This window comes from Pseudoduganella chitinolytica (assembly GCF_029028125.1).
Taxonomy (GTDB): Bacteria; Pseudomonadota; Gammaproteobacteria; order Burkholderiales; family Burkholderiaceae_D; genus Rugamonas; species Rugamonas chitinolytica.
Genome location: NZ_CP119083.1, coordinates 1,069,483 through 1,087,080, shown reverse-complemented (window position 1 = coordinate 1,087,080; position 17,598 = coordinate 1,069,483). Strand labels below are relative to the sequence as shown.

At 62.4% G+C, this 17,598-nt stretch carries 14 protein-coding genes; 5 read left to right on the top strand and 9 right to left on the bottom strand.

The genetic code is table 11. The features are described from left to right. Positions 1–48: 48 nt before the first annotated feature. Together PX653_RS04820 and PX653_RS04815 are read left to right on the top strand one after the other, a co-directional pair. Complete coding sequence (locus PX653_RS04820) at positions 49–1,167, top strand: IS4 family transposase (protein WP_277416781.1); 1,119 nt, start codon at positions 49–51, stop codon at positions 1,165–1,167. 360 nt (positions 1,168–1,527) lie between these two features. Next, entirely contained in the window at positions 1,528–2,847 is a 1,320-nt protein-coding gene (locus PX653_RS04815; RefSeq protein WP_277416780.1) for a dicarboxylate/amino acid:cation symporter, read from the top strand. A 96-nt stretch (positions 2,848–2,943) separates the two neighbouring features. Here the strand turns inward: PX653_RS04815 and PX653_RS04810 are convergent, their stop codons facing one another. Together PX653_RS04810 and PX653_RS04805 are read right to left on the bottom strand one after the other, a co-directional pair. Continuing rightward, on the bottom strand, positions 2,944–5,520 hold the full coding sequence (locus PX653_RS04810; protein WP_277416779.1) for a TonB-dependent receptor: 2,577 nt from the start codon (positions 5,518–5,520) through the stop codon (positions 2,944–2,946). A gap of 703 nt (positions 5,521–6,223) precedes the next feature. Beyond that, positions 6,224–6,361: a hypothetical protein gene (locus PX653_RS04805; protein WP_277416778.1), complete on the bottom strand. Its 138-nt coding sequence runs from the start codon at positions 6,359–6,361 to the stop codon at positions 6,224–6,226. Positions 6,362–6,409: 48 nt separating this feature from the next. Here PX653_RS04805 and PX653_RS04800 point away from each other — a divergent pair, with 48 nt between their 5' ends. Beyond that, positions 6,410–6,922, top strand: coding sequence for a hypothetical protein (locus tag PX653_RS04800; RefSeq protein ID WP_277416777.1), 513 nt, complete (start codon positions 6,410–6,412; stop codon positions 6,920–6,922). Between the two features lie 67 nt (positions 6,923–6,989). Here PX653_RS04800 and PX653_RS04795 read toward each other — a convergent pair whose 3' ends face one another. The 7 genes from PX653_RS04795 to PX653_RS04765 form a co-directional block, all read right to left on the bottom strand. Beyond that, complete coding sequence (locus PX653_RS04795; protein ID WP_277416776.1) at positions 6,990–7,286, bottom strand: hypothetical protein; 297 nt, start codon at positions 7,284–7,286, stop codon at positions 6,990–6,992. 144 nt (positions 7,287–7,430) lie between these two features. Then, positions 7,431–7,895, bottom strand: a complete 465-nt coding sequence (locus PX653_RS04790; RefSeq protein ID WP_277416775.1) for a hypothetical protein — start codon at positions 7,893–7,895, stop codon at positions 7,431–7,433. Between the two features lie 9 nt (positions 7,896–7,904). Then, positions 7,905–12,773: an RHS repeat-associated core domain-containing protein gene (locus tag PX653_RS04785; RefSeq protein WP_277416774.1), complete on the bottom strand. Its 4,869-nt coding sequence runs from the start codon at positions 12,771–12,773 to the stop codon at positions 7,905–7,907. A 175-nt stretch (positions 12,774–12,948) separates the two neighbouring features. After that, entirely contained in the window at positions 12,949–13,812 is an 864-nt protein-coding gene (locus tag PX653_RS04780; protein ID WP_277416773.1) for a serine hydrolase domain-containing protein, read from the bottom strand. Further along, the gene (locus PX653_RS04775; RefSeq protein WP_277416772.1) at positions 13,809–14,219 is read right to left on the bottom strand and encodes a hypothetical protein; all 411 of its coding nucleotides are present in this window, start codon (positions 14,217–14,219) and stop codon (positions 13,809–13,811) included. Before PX653_RS04775 ends, PX653_RS04780 begins: the two co-directional genes overlap by 4 nt. 73 nt (positions 14,220–14,292) lie before the next feature. Continuing rightward, on the bottom strand, positions 14,293–14,943 hold the full coding sequence (locus PX653_RS04770) for a CoA transferase subunit B (protein WP_277416771.1): 651 nt from the start codon (positions 14,941–14,943) through the stop codon (positions 14,293–14,295). 10 nt (positions 14,944–14,953) lie between these two features. After that, positions 14,954–15,652, bottom strand: coding sequence for a CoA transferase subunit A (locus tag PX653_RS04765; protein ID WP_277416770.1), 699 nt, complete (start codon positions 15,650–15,652; stop codon positions 14,954–14,956). Between the two features lie 174 nt (positions 15,653–15,826). Between PX653_RS04765 and PX653_RS04760 the strand changes: the two genes are divergently transcribed. Next, positions 15,827–16,387, top strand: a complete 561-nt coding sequence (locus PX653_RS04760; protein ID WP_277416769.1) for a PAS and helix-turn-helix domain-containing protein — start codon at positions 15,827–15,829, stop codon at positions 16,385–16,387. A gap of 85 nt (positions 16,388–16,472) precedes the next feature. After that, complete coding sequence (locus PX653_RS04755; protein ID WP_277416768.1) at positions 16,473–17,555, top strand: zinc-binding metallopeptidase family protein; 1,083 nt, start codon at positions 16,473–16,475, stop codon at positions 17,553–17,555. Positions 17,556–17,598 lie beyond the last annotated feature (43 nt).

Below are 17,598 nucleotides of genomic sequence, written 5' to 3'. Positions count from 1 at the left end.
TAGCCCTTTTATTCGTAGCGACTAAACTGCGAATGAAAGGCACAGACCATGCATGCACAGCAAATCATACAGAAGTTTTTGGCCGATCAGTGCTCCGCGATGCACGCCAAACGGCGGAGATGCTTGGCCGATGCTGTCGAAGCGGCCAGCAGCGGCGGGCTGGCAATGATGGGAATGAGCAAGGCGCTAGAAAGTGAAGTAAGCCTACGCTATCGGATCAAGCGCATCGACCGCCTTCTAAGTAACGCTCACTTGGCCAAGGAGCGGGTAAGCATCTTCAAGGCCTTGGCGCACCACCTCCTGCCGCATCAGGAGCGCATTGCAGTAATCGTCGATTGGTCTGATTTGCTGCCGGATGTAAGTCAGCATTTGCTGCGCGCCGCCGTGGTGGTGGAGGGGCGTGCGATCACGATTTATGAGGAGCTGCATCCGACCAAGTCGTATGGCAGCAGACAAGTCCATCATCGTTTCCTGGAGACTCTACGGACGGTACTGCCTCCACACCGCAGTCCAGTGATCATCACCGACGCGGGCTTTCGGGGGACTTGGTTCCAGATGCTCGGCGAGCTCGGCTACGATTGGATCGGTAGAATTCGTAATCTCGACACGGTTCGCGCAGAAGGCACCACGAAGTGGCAGCCTTGCAAAGAGCTTTACCCTCACGCCACTAAGGTCCCACGCGATTTGGGACGGTTCGAACATACCCAATCGCGCTTGGTGAAATGCCGTCTGACTTTGGTGAAGAAGTCGCCCCAAGGACGAAAGAAATTGACCGTCTTCGGCAATGACGCCGGCAGCCATCACAGCAACAAACAGCGTAAGGGACAATCCGAACCCTGGCTGTTGTCCGTCTCACCAGGGCTATCGAAGCTGCGTGCAAAACAGATCGTCGCCTTATACAGCTGTCGCATGCAAATCGAACAGACTTTCCGCGACCTCAAAAACCCGCGGTGGGGGATGGGGATTCGCCACAGTCAAACACGCCAACCCAAGCGTCTCGCCGCACTACTTCTTATCGGCACCTTGCTCAGCTTCGCCCTATGGATCATCGGCATCGTTGCGCAAAGTCGGGGCTATCGTATGCGCTACGGCAGCAAACCCAAATCCGCGAAAACTGTGTCGATCGTTTCCTTAGCTCGCCAATGGCTCGCCGACGTCAGGTATTGAAGGCTGACGCACAGCCAGCTCCACGAAGCTATGCAGGAGCTGGCTAGTCTAGTACTCGTCTATTAAAAATGAGGGGAAGGCTCAGGGTCTGTCCCCGCAGGGGATTGACCCCGGTTCTATTCGCTGCAGGCGAACGGTCTCTGGCGTGCGTCGACTGCCCGGATAGAAACCGGGGGCGGTCCCTTGGCAGGGACAGGCCCTGAGTGTCGCACGGTAGCGGCGGAACTACGTGAAAACCCCAATGTGGATACCCCTGATAGGGCAAACCACAATGCGGATAATCACAATGGTGATATCTGAGATCGTTCGGCATGATGGCTCCATCGAAAACCGTGCAACACCCGGGAGCTGGAGACCACCATGAAAAAACCGTTCTATAAAATCCTGTACGTGCAGGTACTGTTCGCCATCGCCGTTGGCGTGCTGTTGGGCATCTACCTGCCGACGGATGCCGTCGCGATGAAACCGCTGGGTGACGGCTTCATCAAGCTGATCAAGATGATCATCGCGCCCGTGATCTTCTGTACCGTCGTCACCGGCATCGCCGGCATGCAGGACGTCAAGAAGATCGGCCGCGTGGGCGGCAAGGCGCTGCTGTACTTCGAAGTCGTCTCCACGTTCGCGCTGGTGATCGGCCTGTTCGTCGCCAACATCGTCAAGCCGGGCGCGGGCTTCAACGCCGATCCGGCCACCCTGGACACCAAGGCCATCGCCCAGTACACGGAAAAGGCGTCGCACCAGTCCACCGTCGACTTCGTGCTGAACATCATCCCGAACACCGTCGTCGATGCGTTCGCCAAGGGCGACATCCTGCAGGTGCTGTTGATTTCCGTGCTGTTCGGCTTTGCCCTGTCGCTGCTGGGCGAAAAAGGCCGCCCCGTGGCGAAACTGATCGACGAGGCCGGCGCCGCCATCTTCGGCATGGTCAACATCATCATGAAGGCCGCCCCGATCGGCGCGTTCGGCGCCATGGCCTTCACCATCGGCAAATACGGCATCGACTCGCTGCTGCCGCTGGCCAAGCTGATGGGTTCGTTCTACCTGACCTGCGCGCTGTTCGTCTTCATCGTGCTGGGCGCCATCGCCAAGTTCACCGGCTTCTCGATCGTGCGCTTCATCGCCTACATCAAGGAAGAACTGCTGATCGTGCTGGGCACGAGCTCGTCGGAAAGCGCGCTGCCCTCGCTGATGACGAAGCTGCAGCGCCTGGGCGCCTCCAAGCCTGTCGTCGGCCTGGTTGTCCCGACCGGCTATTCGTTCAATCTGGACGGCACCAACATCTACATGACGATGGCCGCCCTGTTCGTGGCACAAGCCACCAACACGGACCTGACCTTGACGCAGGAACTGACGATCCTGGGCGTGGCGATGCTGACGTCGAAGGGCGCCTCCGGCATCACCGGCGCGGGCTTCATCACGCTGGCCGCCACCCTGGCCGTCGTGCCGACGATCCCCGTGGCCGGCATGGCACTGATCCTGGGTATCGACCGCTTCATGAGCGAGTGCCGCGCCCTGACGAACTTCGTCGGCAACGGCGTCGCCGCCCTCGTCGTGTCGAAATGGGAAGGCGAGCTGGACATGGCAACGATGCAGCGCGAACTGGCCAACCCGAGCGCACCGCACGAGCCGCTGGAAGACGTGGCGCATGGAGAGCCGGTGGTGCTGGCGAAGCAGGCATAAATCCCGCGCGGCCACCCGGCAAAAGCACCGACCGCGGGGTCGGTGCTTTTTTTTATTTGCGCAGCAGGCTGCAGGACCGGGCTGCTCCGCCGCCGGCTATTTGAACGAGTAAGCCAAAGCGCCGTAAAACTGGCGTCCGCGCGGATCGGTGTAGCTCGGGTCGTACCCGACCGAGAAACTGAACAGCTGGTTCGAGCGCGGCGGGTTCTTGTCCAGCAGGTTCCTGATGCCGCCACGCAGCTTCAGCGCGGTCGAGACCTGATACCCGCCCGTCAGGTCGAGCAGCGAGTAGGAGTCGACCCGATGCACCGAGCCGTCCGCAAGCAGGTTCTGGTCGCGATAGCCGCTCAGGTAGGTTTGCTGCAAGGTCAGGTTGAGCGGTCCGCGCTCGTAGTCCAGGCTGACGGTATGGCGCCAGCGCTGGATAATCTGGTCGTTGGTGTACACGCCCAGCGCACTGATATCGGGGCCCTCGACCGTCTCGCGCGTCTTGTAGTCGAACACATAGGTACCGTTCAGCGCGACGGCAAATTTGCCCAGCGCGTTGGCCGGCAGGCGCCACTCGACGCCCAGGTCGGCGCCCGAGGTTTTCAGCAAGCCGATATTGCGCAGCCGAGAATCGATCGACAGGATCGGTCCCGGGATGCCCGGCAGGGCCGGATCGGCATCGCCGCGGACGATGTAGGCGGCGTTGCGCACGGGGTCCGTGAAGTACGAGCCTTCCGGCGAGACGATCACGTCGGTTTTCTTGATGCGCCAGTAGTCCAGTGTCGCCGTGACGGCACGGATGGGTTCGACCACCAGGCCCAGCGAAAACTGCTTCGACTCTTCCGGGCGCAGGGACGCCGAGCCGCCCCTGAGCTTGTCCGGTTGCAGGCCACAGTAGTCCGGGTTCTCCGTGTTGTCGATCGCCCCCACCTTGATGCACCCGAGCGGGTCGTTGTAGATGCCGTTGGCCTGGCCCAGCCGCACCGGGCTGTACAGGTCGGCAAGGGACGGCGCCCGAAAGCCGGTGCCGTAAGAACCGCGTACCACGACTTCCTTCATGGGATTCCAGCGCACGCCGACCTTGGGGTTGGTCGTCGAGCCCACGTCGTCGTAGCGGTCATGGCGCAGCGCCAGCTGCGCTTCCAGGCTGGCCAGCAAAGGCAGGTTGAACTCGGCATACACGGCCTTGACGTTGCGTCCGCCGGAAAACGGCGTTGCCGTGCCTTCGCCGCGGATCTCCCCGGCCGCCAGCAGCGCGGATGGCGTGAACGACATTTTCTCGCGCCGGTATTCCGCGCCGAGCGCAACGGCAGCGTTGCCGCCCGCCATCGCGAACAGGTCGTGGGTGGCCTTGATGTCGAACGAATCGGTCGTGCCGCGTGAGTGCCGCGCCAGGTCGTTGACCTTGGCCGCCGCCAGCAGGGCCTGCCCCGCAGGGCCCGATGGCCCGAACGGATTGATCTGGCCGCTCGCGAACGCGTCGTCGAACAGCGTGGTCTTGACGTAACCATCGACATACTGGTCGTCGACCTTGCTAACGCTGTGATTGAGCGCCATGTCGTAGTCCCAGCCCCGTGCCTCCCCCTTCACACCGACGAGCAGGCGCGTGGCAGTCGCATCGATGTCGTTGGTGCGCGGCCCCCCCTCGGTCAGGCGCATGTTGACGACGAGCGGCGTTTTGTCGCTCGTTATCAGCGCATGGGGATAGTACTGTCCGGCCAGCGGGTAGATCGCGCCGGAGATCGTCAATGCGCTGATGCGGTACGTGGTCTTCGTCTTGTTGACGAGCACTTCTCCATACAAGGTCGTGTCCTTGTCGAGCGCAAACTGGCCACGGGTGAGCAGCGACATGCGCTTCGAATCCGGAAACAGTTCGGTGTCCTGCATGTAATCGTACATGCAGGCTGCGGGGCCCACGAAACTGTCCGGCGCAAAGACGGTCGCCGGCGGATTGCAGGCCGGTGCGCTGGGGTTCAGGCGCGGACCGGTGGCCGTGGTGCCATTGGCGCGCGTGCGGCGGACGTTGGCGGGAAAGGTATTCGAGCTGCCCGAATCGAGATTGATGTCGGGCTGGTAGGCCGAACCGATCCAGCTGCGCTGCGACGAGCGCAGGCTGCCCGTGTCCTGGTAATCGAGCACGGCCAGCACGTTGTAGCGATCGGTCGCGAGATTGCCGATGCCGCCCGACACGGTCGCCATCGCCTTGCGTGCGCCGCCGTGCTGGGTGTCGCCATAATAGGCGCTGGCATCAAGACCCTCGTAGTTGCGGCGCGTGATGAAGTTGATCACGCCGCCGATCGCATCGGTACCGTAAATGGCCGAAGCGCCGTCCTTGAGCACCTCGACCCGGTCGATTGCGGCCGATGGGATCGCGTTCAGGTCGACGCCAGCGTTGCCGCCAGGCGAAGCAAAGTTGGCCAATCGACGCCCGTTGAGCAATACCAGGGTCGACGACACGCCAATGCCGCGCAGATTGGCGCCATTGAAACCGCGCTGTCCGGCAATGTCGCTGAAGCTGGCGCCATCGGTCAGCGCTGCCGTATTGGCCGACACCTTCGACAATAGTTCCGCCGCCGTGGTGGTACCGCTCTTTTCGATGTCGGCGCGGGTGATCAATTGCACCGGCAACGCGGTTTCGGCATTGAGCCGCTTGATCGAGGACCCGGTGATTTCAACTCTTTGCATCGGCTGCGCCTCCTGCGCGGCGGCCGGGAAAACCAATGAGGCCAGCAGACTGGCGCTCGCCGAGAAACCGAAAGCCTGCATGACACGGATGGCGATACGCTTTGGAACCGGCCGGTTCTCGTGCTGATATGACATTCACTGCCCCCAGGTGATGTACTCGTAGAGTTGCTTGGATTTTCCATGGAGATTCGCGTTGAATGGAGCGCCGGTGCAGTTGCCGGCGGTGTGTAGCCGACATCAGGCGCAAGCAATGTCGGGCGATACCGGACCCGTCGCCCAATGACGATGCAGCCAGGCAGATAGCTACCATGCGCTCTCACTACCACGTTTCGACATAAAAACACTGGCATCGGTATGGTCGATGCCAGCCTGCTTTTACACTAGCGCGGCAGGAGGAATTGATCAATCGTTTTGCCGCTATTTTTCAGCATCGGCAACGATGTGTAAAAAATAATACATTTTTTGGCGGCTTCAGTGAGCGGCCAGTTCGAATAAACCTTGATCCGGCCCCGGGGCGGATTTGGATTTTGATCGGCGGTGGATGGGTGATGTGAGACGAATTCGCACGCCGACGAGGCCACTGCGACCAACGTGACGCTACGGTTCCTGTAGTCGCGGCACCTGGCCGCGACCGGGCAATGTAAAGATGGGGCTGCGCTGGAAGCGCGGCTTACGGGGACAGCGCGGTGCGCAAATTACGCTATCAATACCAGTCCGCCGGGAATAAGGTGCCGGAGGTAACGTCCATCTGCTCATACACTGGTACGCCGGTCCAGTCGGTGAGGTGGAACAGCGTATTCGAGTCCGCCAGCTTTCTTACCTCCACATCGGCCACGGTCACGGGTGTCTTCGGGCTGCACACCGCGGGCGCGACAGAGGGGCGAACCAAATGGACGCGCTTTCCGTCGTCGTCGAGATGTTGCTGATCCGTTTCGCCGTGACAGGCTTGCCGTCGCCGTTGCCCCGAACCAGCAATGCTGGTTCGACGCTGGTGCCGATGCCGCGCGCGGTCATCCTGCCGCTGGCGGATGCGGGAAGCACGCCGCCGGGGCATCCGACCGTGCCGGTCGGCGTGACCAATGGCGCCGCGATCCTGGAACGAAGGCGACGAAGCGGCCCCGCGAGATCGCGGCTGTCGAAATGCGAATCGAAAATCAGGCTGGCCAATGCCGGTGGCGCGATAAAGCTATCCGTCGGGCTCAACGGAGTTGGGTCGAACGTATGTCCTTGTAGTACGGATCGAGCAAGGCCAATTCGGGGGCGGCCGATTTATAGAGTGCGGAGTAATCGAATTGCCCGAGCACGGCCAGGCCGGCGCTGGGTACCGCCAACCGGCACGTTTTTCTGCATCAAGGCAGTCAGCGTCCGCTCCAGTGCCGGACCCTTCCACAAACGGATGTAATGACTCTGGTCACCGCCGGCGATAAACACGACATTGGCCTTTCTTCGTCACGGTTTCGAAAACTACTTCAACTCGTGCAGATGTCTCGGGCGTGGTTAGTCAGATGGTCGGCCGCCACATAAATTCTCTGCTGCACGTCAATGCCGTACATCTCTGCGCAGCTGGTCATCGCTCCCCACATGTCAAGAAAAATCTCAGCGAGACTTTTGGGAATTGAGTCTTTCCTCTCCAATAGCGGTTTGATCTGCTGTAGTAATTTAACCAGCTCTTCAAACAAGGGCTCATTGAACCCGTCCTTCTGACGAATCTGAAGCTGGAAATCAAGCCACTTTTCGATAAAGGCCTCTATCAGATCGTGTGTCATATACTGCCCCCCAAGGTCGAACGACGTGCTTGTCACCACTCTTCAAGCGGATGCTCCCCTGAAAGATAGTGACCCCAATATTGAGGTGTTACCACTGAAATGAAGCGCGCACTCCAGCTCAAAACAAACGCCTCGGAGAAATCGTCAGGTCCGAGGCAATTCATCGAGCAGCCTCGCATAGTGCTCGAAAGGCATATCCGCAGCCTGGCAGATACGGTAAAGCCGCGATAAGAAATCGCGACCTGCACGCGCCATTTCGGAGAGATACTCGCACTTCGGAATCTTCTTTTTCACGTACTCTTCGTCTTCGGCATAGACATGCAGAAGCAGCCAATCCGGCGCTATGTGTTCGACGCTGAAAGTAATGGGTTGGTCCGGAAACCGTGTACTCCAATTCTTGCCCTGAGCGATCTCCGGCAGACCGTTAAGCAGATAAGGCCACATATAGTTGACGTCGTCCCAAAAGTCTTCCCCCATCAACGTTTGGCCCTGATACGACATCACAACTACTCCCTCGATGTACTGAGGGTCACTGATGATGCCGCTCCAATCTTCAATAGAAACGAACTTATCGCCGCGTTTTAGCTTCGTTTCGACATGGAATGTCATGTTTTGCTCTCAATAAAATTGACCGATGCGGCCTCTGTTCAGCCCAACCGTATGCCCGTTTGGACTCGGCAGTTGGAAAGTACTGTTCGTCGCTCCAGATTCGCGCAGTCGATCGGCATGATTCTGGAGTGTTGCCTCAATCTCCTGCTCGATTCCCGAGATAGAGTCTTGAGCACACAGGAAGCTCTGCTTCTTCTTCTGCGAACCATCCCAATATTCTGGATGGTGCCGCTTTAGGATGTGTGTCATTGCCGCCTTATCCAATATAAAGGCGTTGTTACCATACTGATAACGCTTGCCCTGAAAATTCTTGAGTGCATTAACAACGTCCGCGTGAGGGCACGTTCGTGACGGAGTGCCATTTTCCGGCTCAGCTGATCCTTGCTTCTTCTTACCACCGCGTCCCTTGAGTCCTAGGGGATCGATCCATTCGACTGGATTTTCGCCATATTGATATATGTTCAGTCCACCGAAAAGACCGATAGGATCTTGGGAAACATACCGTCCCGCTCCAGGATCGTAATACCGATGCCGGTTGTAATGTAGCCCGGTCTCATCATCTAGATACTGCCCTTGGAACCGGACCGGGTTACGTATCCCAGCCTTGTACGCGGCGTTGCTGATTGCATCTTTCGCTTTCCCCCACGCCTGGTACTGCGCCGACCACGCAACTTTGCCATCGCAATCCGTCAACTCTTGCGGAGTGCCTAAATGGTCGCACTGATAAAAGGCGATCTCATCCTTGGCGAACGGCTCGGCTTCCTGCTCGATTTCCCCATTCCATAGCGGATCGAGCGCAATGTCGTATCTGCCGTCGTTGGCAGACATCAGCGCTCTGACATCAGTAGTGGGCGCCAGCTGAAGCGCCTGGCGTCGCGTGGCCTGCACCAGCGGCACGAAGCTGCCGCGCTCGTACACATAGTGTACTGTCCGTTCACCCGCCGCATGACCTCCGTGCACGCTGCTTTCCAGCGCCAAGGTGTCGCCATCCCAGCCGTGTATGGTCCGGGTCGTCTGCCGGATGGCCGTACCTTCACTCGCTTGGCTGTGCTTGGCAATACGCCGCCCCAGCGGGTCGTAGGCGAAGGTAGTTACGCCGTGCCGGGTGTTGGCGCGGGCCATCCGGTTGAACGCATCCCATTCGAACGTGTCGCGCTGTCCATTCTGCACCCGTTCGACGAGGTTGCCGCGCTCGTCGTAGCGGTAGCTGGTGCCGGCATATTCCTTGAGCAGGTTGTCCAGCACCTTTGGCAGTGGGGCGCGGTGACTGATCGCTTCTCGCTGCGGAGCAGCCGGCGCCCGGATATTGCCGGCCGGGTCGAAGGCGAAGGTTTCATGGCCCATCGCGCTGTTTGCCGCCAGCAGGCGCCCGACCGGGTCGTAACGGTACTCGATGCGGCCGCGCCGGTTGTCGTCGATCCCGGTCAGCTGGCCGGACTGGTCGTAGCGGTAGCGCCGCTGGATCGCTGCTTGCATGCCGACTTGCAGGTCGGGGCGATACTGGTCGGGAGCGAAGTTCTGCTGGGCGCGTGCGATCGTGCCGAGCTGCTGCTCGATCAGGCGGCCGGTCGGGTCGTACTTCATCGTTTGCAGCAGGCCGTTGGCCTGTGTGCGTCTGGTTTCCTGGTACAGCGCGTCCCGCTCGAAAGACACGAGTTCTTGCCCGTCGAGCAGCAGGCCGTGTACGTGGCCGGCGCCGTAGGTCAGCCACTCGATGCGGTGGCCGTCCGGGCGAATGGTGCCGATGCGCTGGTTGAGTTCATCGTAGCCGTGGTGCCAGACCGCGGTGCGCTTGTCCGGGTGGAATGGACCTTGGTAATGCTGGTGCTCGCGTACCAAATTACCGGCAGCGTCGTAAAACCATTGCAGTCGGGCGTGCTCGTTCCTTGCGTCGGCCAGTTGGCCGTTGGCGTTGTAGGCGAAGGTTTCGATCTGCTCGGACTGGCCGGGGGCTGCGGCGCGGCGTTGTACGAGCCGGCCCATGGCGTCGAACTCGAGCCGCGTGGTGACGCCGGCTTCGACGGTTTCCGCCAGCACGCCGGTGCCTTCATGGTAGCGGTACTCGGTGGTCTTGCCATCGAAACCCTGTTCCTGCAGCAGGCGGCCGACCGGATCGTACTGGAAACGGTAGACGCTGCCATTTTCGTTTTCCAGCGCGGACAGGCGACCCAGCGCGTCCCAACGGTACTGCAAGCTTTGTCCAAGCGCGTCGGTGCGCTTTGCGATCAAGCCGGCTGCGGTGTAGCGGTAGGCTGTCCTGCGTTGCAGTGCGTCGATGTGCGCGAGCAGCCGGCCCTCAGCGTCGTGGCGCAGTTGCTCTTCGGTGCCGTCGGGGTGGATGACGGCTTCGAGTTGGCCGGGATGATTGCCAATTTCTTCGCTGTGCGCGAGCGTCAGGGTTTCGCTACTTACCGGCGTGTAGCGATAGCGCGTAACGTTGCCCGCGGCGTCGATGCTTTTGGCCAGGCGCTTGCGCTCGTCGTATGCCCACTGGCTGCTGTGCCCGGAACAGTCGGTGTAGCTGGCGAGCTGGCCATCCGGGGTGTAGGCAAGCTTCTTGACGCCTCCCTTGGCATCGGTGACTTCGACCGGTCTGCCGACCTTGTCGTTGGCGTATTGCGTCTTGTTACCGCGCGGATCGGTTTCCTCGACCAGGTGGCCTTGCGCATTGTAGTCGCGCTTCCAGGTGCCGCCTTCGGCGTCGAGGATGCCGGTGATGCGGTGCTGGGCGTCATACTCGAAATGGACCTGGCTGCCATCGGCGCGGGTGTGCGTGAGCAGGTTGCCGTGGTCGTCGTAACGGAAATGTTCGCTGGTGCCGTCGGCGTGGATGTGGCGGACGACGTTCTTCGCGTCGTCGCGGAAGAACCATTCCTCGCCGCCGTCCGGGTACACCGTGCGGTAGGTGTAGCCGGCGATGTCGTAGTAGTAGCGGGTCTCGTTGCCCAGCGCATCGGTGACGTAGGTCAGGCGGATGTTCTTGTCCCATTCCAGCCGGGTATCGTGGGTCCCATCGTCGGCCCACTCGCGGATCGCCTTGGCGCTTGGCTCGGTGCTGTCGTACGCCAGGTTGATGCCGCGCCCGGTGCGGTCGGTGTAGCGGGTGACGAGGTGGTGGTCGTACTGGTAGTGCCAGGCGGCGGCGTTTTCGTCCTGGGCGTACACCAGATCGCCGTGCTCGTCGTAGTCATAGGCGGCGAGCTGGCGCACCAGCTTGCCGTCCTGGATTTCCCACAGCGCGCGGATGCAGCCGGTGCCGGCATCGACCTGGGTGCCGGCATGGGCGATGATGGTGTCACCTTGCTTGCTGATGATGTCGCTAAGTACCGTCTCGCCGGCGACGACGTGGTCGTAGCGCAAGCCGAGGGCCGCGCCGTCTTTGGCATGCAGCGAGATCAGCCGGAAATGCTGCTTGCCCATTTCCGCCGCTTTGGCGCGGACGGTGTCGGTCAGCTCATACGTTTCGCGCCATGGGCTGGGTTCGCCTTCTGGCAGCGGCTTGCCGAAGTCTAGCGTCAGCAAGGTGATGCTCAGGCGGGTCAGCGTGATCTGCTCGACCGGGTCGTGGAGCTTTTCGCCGACTGCCAACCAGGGGTAGCGGTGGCTGCGGCCATCGGCGGCGTGATAGCGCAGGCCGGTGGGCTTGCCCTGGCCGATGACGTCGATGCGCGTGCTGTACGGGGTCAACCAGCGCGCGCCGAGATTGCCGCGATCATAGGCGGTCAGCTGGCTGCGGTAGGTGCGGTTCCACTCGATCGGGAGCGGCGCGTCCAGCACGAAGTCGGTATGCGTAAACGTTTCGGCGCCGGTGGCAAAGCTGATCGAGCGCGCCGTGCCGCCTTTGGCGGGGCACAGCTTGCAGTTATTGGCGTCGCTAGTTGCCGGGCTTTGATGGCGGGTGGCGGCAAGCTCCTGCCCGGGTTTATCTTTCTTGTGCTGCGCGCCCTTGGCGGAGGGCACCAGTACCGGATACCGCTTCTTGTGCTCGATAACCGCGTCCCGCAGGCGCATCAGGATCCACTTGATGCTCATCTGCGCCTGTTCGTCGGCCAGTGAGGCGAGCTTGCCGCGAAACGCCGGCTTGAATTCCTTCAGGTGACCGATGATGGCTCTCACGCCAGCTACTGCACTTTGCGGCAACTGCCTGGCTGCCGTGGCGGCAGCGTAGTTCGCGGCCCTCTTGTACTGCCGGTCCAGGGCGCCCAGCATGCGGCGCCAACTGCTTTGCACCTTGGGGTCGTGCAGCTTGCTTTCCGCTTCCGCGGGGGGAGCGATGTCGAACAGCGGCTCGTTGCCGATGCAGCGATTGAGGATCTTGATCAGGTCGTCGGCGATGCCGTCGGCAACCTTGGCGCATTCGTCGAGGATGCCGGACAGCCTGCTCATCGCGCCATCGATAAAAGTCTCGAGCTCGCCGGCCAGCCTGGCGTTGAGGTGCACAACCAGCACTTCGACCACCGCGGCGCCGACATCCTTGACGCCCATCGCCAACTTTTGCCGGGCCAGGTGCAGGGCCGGACGCAGGCTCATGCGCGCCGCGCTCGTTGCCGGCAGCGGCATCACGCCGATCAGGTTGATGCCCAGGCTGACCCATTCCAGAAAATCGGGTTCCTTCCTGGCGATGTACTTCTGGATCACGCCGATGACATCCATGACCGCGTCGATCAGCGCCATGATGTTGCCGATCACGGGCAGGCTGCCGGCCACGGTGCTCAGGCGCTCCAGCGTCACGTAGTCGTGGCTGATCTTGCGCAGCCATTTGTCGAAGGCTGCTGCTGCCGCACCGACGTCTTGCTGGTCGATCGTGTTGAGCGGCGCGACCGCGACTTCCGGCGGGCGTTGGGCGGGCTTGGGCGGGGCTTGCGTGGGTTCGGTCATGGAACTGTTATGCGACGGATTTGTTCAGAGGCGCTGGTGGCATTTCGGCGCCGATGCGCGGCAGCCATCCACGCAAATCTTGCTATTTTAGCACGTTCAAAGCATCCTTCCCTAGTTCTTACCATAGGCTGTTTGCTGAGCTGGCAATGAAATATTATCGTGCCGTTGGCCGAGGTCAAATCGAACGCGGCTTTACAGACACAGCGCGAGCGACGAACGTGCCTCCGCGCGCAGCACTGACCCGTACCTCAGGCGTACAACTCGCCCAGCAGCCGCCGGGCCGTCGCGGCCTGCGTCGATTGCACCGGTCCATATTCCCCAGCATCGCGACAGTGGCGCCGTCGCCCGGCACATAAGCCAGCAGTGACTTGTAGCCGCCCACAGCCCCGGTCAACCATGCTACCGGCCGCTCCCGACCACCCAGCACCATGCGCTTGACGCGGCCGCCCAGCGCATACTCCTCATCCGGCACCTGCACCCTGCCCAGCTCGGCCAGCGAGGCTGGTGCCAGCAGCGGGCCGTCGTACACCATGCGCGCCAGCAGCGCCAGGTCGGCCGCCGTGCTGTACAGGCTGCCGCTGGCAGCGGCATATGCGGGCGTGGGCGACATCTTGCGGCGCGCTGGCAGGCCAGGCTCGGGCGCGGCGTACGCGATGGCTTCGCCAGCTCCACCGAACAAGCCGTCGGCAAATCCCGTGTCGCGCGTGCCGGCGGGACGCAGTACGAGTTCCGTCACGGTCGTGCGGAACGGCACGCCGGTAACCTGCTCGACGATGGCGGCCAGCACCACCCAGTTCGTCAGCGAATAATCGAACCGGCTGCCGGGCGCGAAGGCCGGCGGGGCGGCGCCGAAGCGCAGCGTGGCTTGCAGCGGCGTCAGCGGCAGGTGCGTTCCGTCGCGACGCAACAGCAGCACGCCGTTGAAGCCGCTGCCCGGCTGCGCCTCAGCGGTACGCGGCAATGGCGTGCACCCGACGGCCGCGGCAGCCAGCGCGACCAGTTGCAATACCCGCCGCCGGGGCAGGCGCGACACCGTCATCGCACCGCCCCGATGCCGGCCACGGCCAGGGGGCCGGCAACCCGCGCGTCCGCCCGCAGGGCCAGCCAGGTCCAGACGGCACCGGCCAGGTCCACCACGCCGAACAGCGCCAGCATCGGGTCGGCCATACCCGACAGCGCAAAACCGGTCAGCACGACAAAGACCAGGCTCCGCGTGTAGATCGACGCCTGCAGGAACGGCCGGTAGTGGGCCGCCACCCACACGTAGATGCCCAGGTTGAACGCGATCAGGCCTGCCACCCGTATCCAGATCTCGGCGGTGGGAGCGATCCCGAACAGCCGCAGCAGCAGGTTCGGCACCAGCAGCAGCACTGCCCCGACTGCCACTACGTACACGGCAAACACCCGGGCGCTGAAGGCGGCGCGGGACATGGCATTGGGTTGCATTATCGTTTTCTCCTCGATTTGAAAAGCAAAAAAAAGGCACGCCGCGGCGTGCCTTCGTTCAAGCGCTTACCGATCAGAGCTTTGAGAAGTCCAGCGCCACGCCGGTGGCGGCGGCGATCTGCTCGCGCGTCACGTCCGGCGCCAGCTCGGTGACCTTCAGGCCACCCTCCGTGACTTCCATCACGCCCAGGTCGGTAATGATCAGGTCGACGACGCCGACGCCCGTCAGCGGCAGGTCGCACTGCGGCAGGATCTTGTGCGACGTGGTGCCATCCTTGGCGGTGGCCACGTGCTCCATCAGCACCACCACCTTCTTGACGCCGGCGACGAGGTCCATCGCGCCGCCCATGCCCTTGACCATCTTGCCGGGGATCATCCAGTTGGCCAGGTCGCCCTTTTCCGACACCTGCATCGCACCCAGGATCGCCAGGTTGATCTTGCCGCCGCGGATCATGCCGAACGAGTCGGCCGAGCTGAAGTAGGCCGAGCCCGGCAGCGCCGTCACGGTCTGCTTGCCCGCGTTGATCAGGTCGGCGTCCACTTCCTCGTCGGTCGGGAACGGGCCGATGCCCAGCAGGCCGTTTTCCGACTGCAGGAATACTTCGATGTCGTTCGGGACGTAGTTGGCCACCAGGGTGGGCAGGCCGATGCCCAGGTTCACGTAGAAGCCGTCCTGCAGCTCCTGCGCCGCGCGCGCGGCCATTTGATCACGAGTCCATGCCATGTCTGTCTCCTCAGTTCGAACGCACGGTGCGCTGTTCGATGCGTTTTTCCGGGTGGGCGTTCAGCACGATGCGGTGCACGAAGATGCCGGGCGTGTGGACTTCGTCCGGATCGATCTTGCCCACTTCCACCAGCTCTTCGACTTCGACGACAGTGATCTTGCCGGCGGCGGCCACGTTGGGGTTGAAGTTGCGTGCCGTCTTGCGGTACACCAGGTTGCCGGCCTTGTCGGCCTTCCACGCCTTGACCAGCGCCACATCCGCCACCAGGCTGCGCTCCATCACGTACTGCTCGCCGTCGAACTCGCGGATTTCCTTGCCTTCGGCAACGATCGTGCCGACGCCGGTCTTCGTGAAGAAGGCGGGGATGCCGGCGCCGCCGGCACGCAGCTTCTCGGCCAGCGTGCCTTGCGGGGTGAATTCCAGCTCCAGCTCACCGGCCAGGTACTGCCGCGCGAATTCCTTGTTCTCGCCCACGTAGGAGGCGACCATCTTCCTGATCTGGCGCGTTTCCAGCAGTTGGCCCAGGCCGAAGCCATCCACGCCCGCGTTGTTGGAGATGGCCGTCAGGCCCTTGACGCCGGAATCGCGCAGCGCCGCGATCAGCGCCTCGGGAATGCCGCACAGGCCGAAGCCGCCGACGGCGATCGTCTGGCCGTCCTGGACGATGCCGGCCAGCGCCGCGTTCGCGTCGGGATAGATTTTGTTCATTGGTGACCCCTCTATTTTTTGATAAGCTCCCCCGGTGCACGCGAGCGTGCACGCAAGGTCCCGCTCTGTCGTACAGATGGCGTACCAGAATAGAGGACACGACTGGAAAGTACAATACCGTAGAAATACCTGCAACCTGAGGTTATCAATGGAAATACGGATGACGCCGCACCGATGAACGCCCCCTACGAAATCGACTACGAAACCATCTTCAAGTTCGCGCCCGTGGGCATGTGCATCTCCGTCAACCGCGTGATCCAGTCCAGCAACGACGCGCTGACGTCGATGTTCGGCTACCCGCACGGCGCGCTGGACGGCGAATCCTTCCTGCGCCTGTACCCCACGATGGACGAGTTCCTGCGTACCGGCCACCGCATCATCCCCATCATGAACGCGCGCGGCCGCTATTCGGACGAGCGCATCATGCGCCGCGCCAGCGGTGAGCTGTTCTGGTGCCACGTCACGGGCCGCGCGCTCGACCCGCGCGACCCGCTGGGGGCCGGGGTGTGGACGTTCGAGGACGTCAGCGAAAAGCGCCCGGTATCGGCCGAGTTGACGCCGCGCGAACGCGAGATCGCCGCCTTCCTGGTCGAAGGCAAGACCAGCAAGATGATCGCGCGCGAAACGGACCTGTCGCCGCGCACGGTGGAAATGCACCGTGCCAAGCTGATGCGCAAGTTCGGCGCCGCGACGTCGAGCGAGCTGGTGCACAAACTGATGGGCGTGACGCGCTAGCGCCGCCGGTCGGTGCCGGGCGCTGCCGGCTGGCGTTAGCTGTTAGATTCATGAAATACTAACAACTTACATTCCGACAAAGCCCATGATCACGTTTCATTGCGACAAGTGCGCCCAGCAGGTCTTTTTCGAGAACACCGTCTGCTTCAACTGCGGCAGCATGCTGGGCTACCAGCCGACGCTGCGCAGCATCAACAGCTTCGACCCTGCCGGCAACGGCCAGTGGCGCAGCCTGAACCGGCGCGACGAGGGCAAGCTGTACAAGCAGTGCGCCAATTACGTCCAGCACGACGTGTGCAACTGGATGCTGCCGGCCGACGATCCCCACGAGCTGTGCGCATCGTGCCAGCTGACCGTCGTGATCCCTGCCCTGTCGTCGGACAAGAACCGCGTGCTGTGGTCGCGCCTGGAAGCGGCCAAGCGCCGCCTGCTGTTTTCGCTGGCGACCTTGCGCCTGACGCCCGTCTCGAAGGAGGTCGAGCCTGAGACGGGCCTGGCATTCCAGTTCCTGGAGGACGGCGTCTCCGGCGAGCCGGTCATGACGGGGCACGCCAACGGCGTCATCACCCTGAACATCGCCGAGGCCGACCCGGCCGAGCGCGAGCGCACGCGCGAGCAGATGCACGAGCGATACCGCACGCTTCTTGGGCACTTCCGCCACGAAAGCGGGCATTATTATTTCGACCGGCTGGTGGTGGGCACGCCGTGGATCGACGAATGCCGCGAGCTGTTCGGCGACGAGCGCGCCGACTATGGCGCCAGCCTGCAGCGCCATTACAGCGACGGTCCGCCGGCGGACTGGGAGAGCCGCTTCGTCAGCAGCTATGCCAGCGCGCACCCGTGGGAAGACTGGGCCGAGACGTGGGCGCACTACCTGCACATGATGGACACGCTGGAGACCGCGCATGCGTGCGGCGTCTCGCTCACGCCGCGCAAGCCGAACGAGCCGGCACTGGAAATCGCCGTGGCGCCCGCGAGGACCGACGCCTTCGACGACACGGCGCAGGAATGGTTCGCCCTGACGTACGTCCTCAACAGCCTGAGCCGCAGCATCGGCATGCCGGACGCCTATCCGTTCACGCTGGGGCCGGCCGTGCTGGCAAAGCTGGGCTTCGTGCACCGGGTGGTGCGGGCGCGGATGACCGGCCAGGCCGGCGCCAACGGCTGAGCCCATGTCCACCATGGGGTCACACCCCGACATGGACACGGTC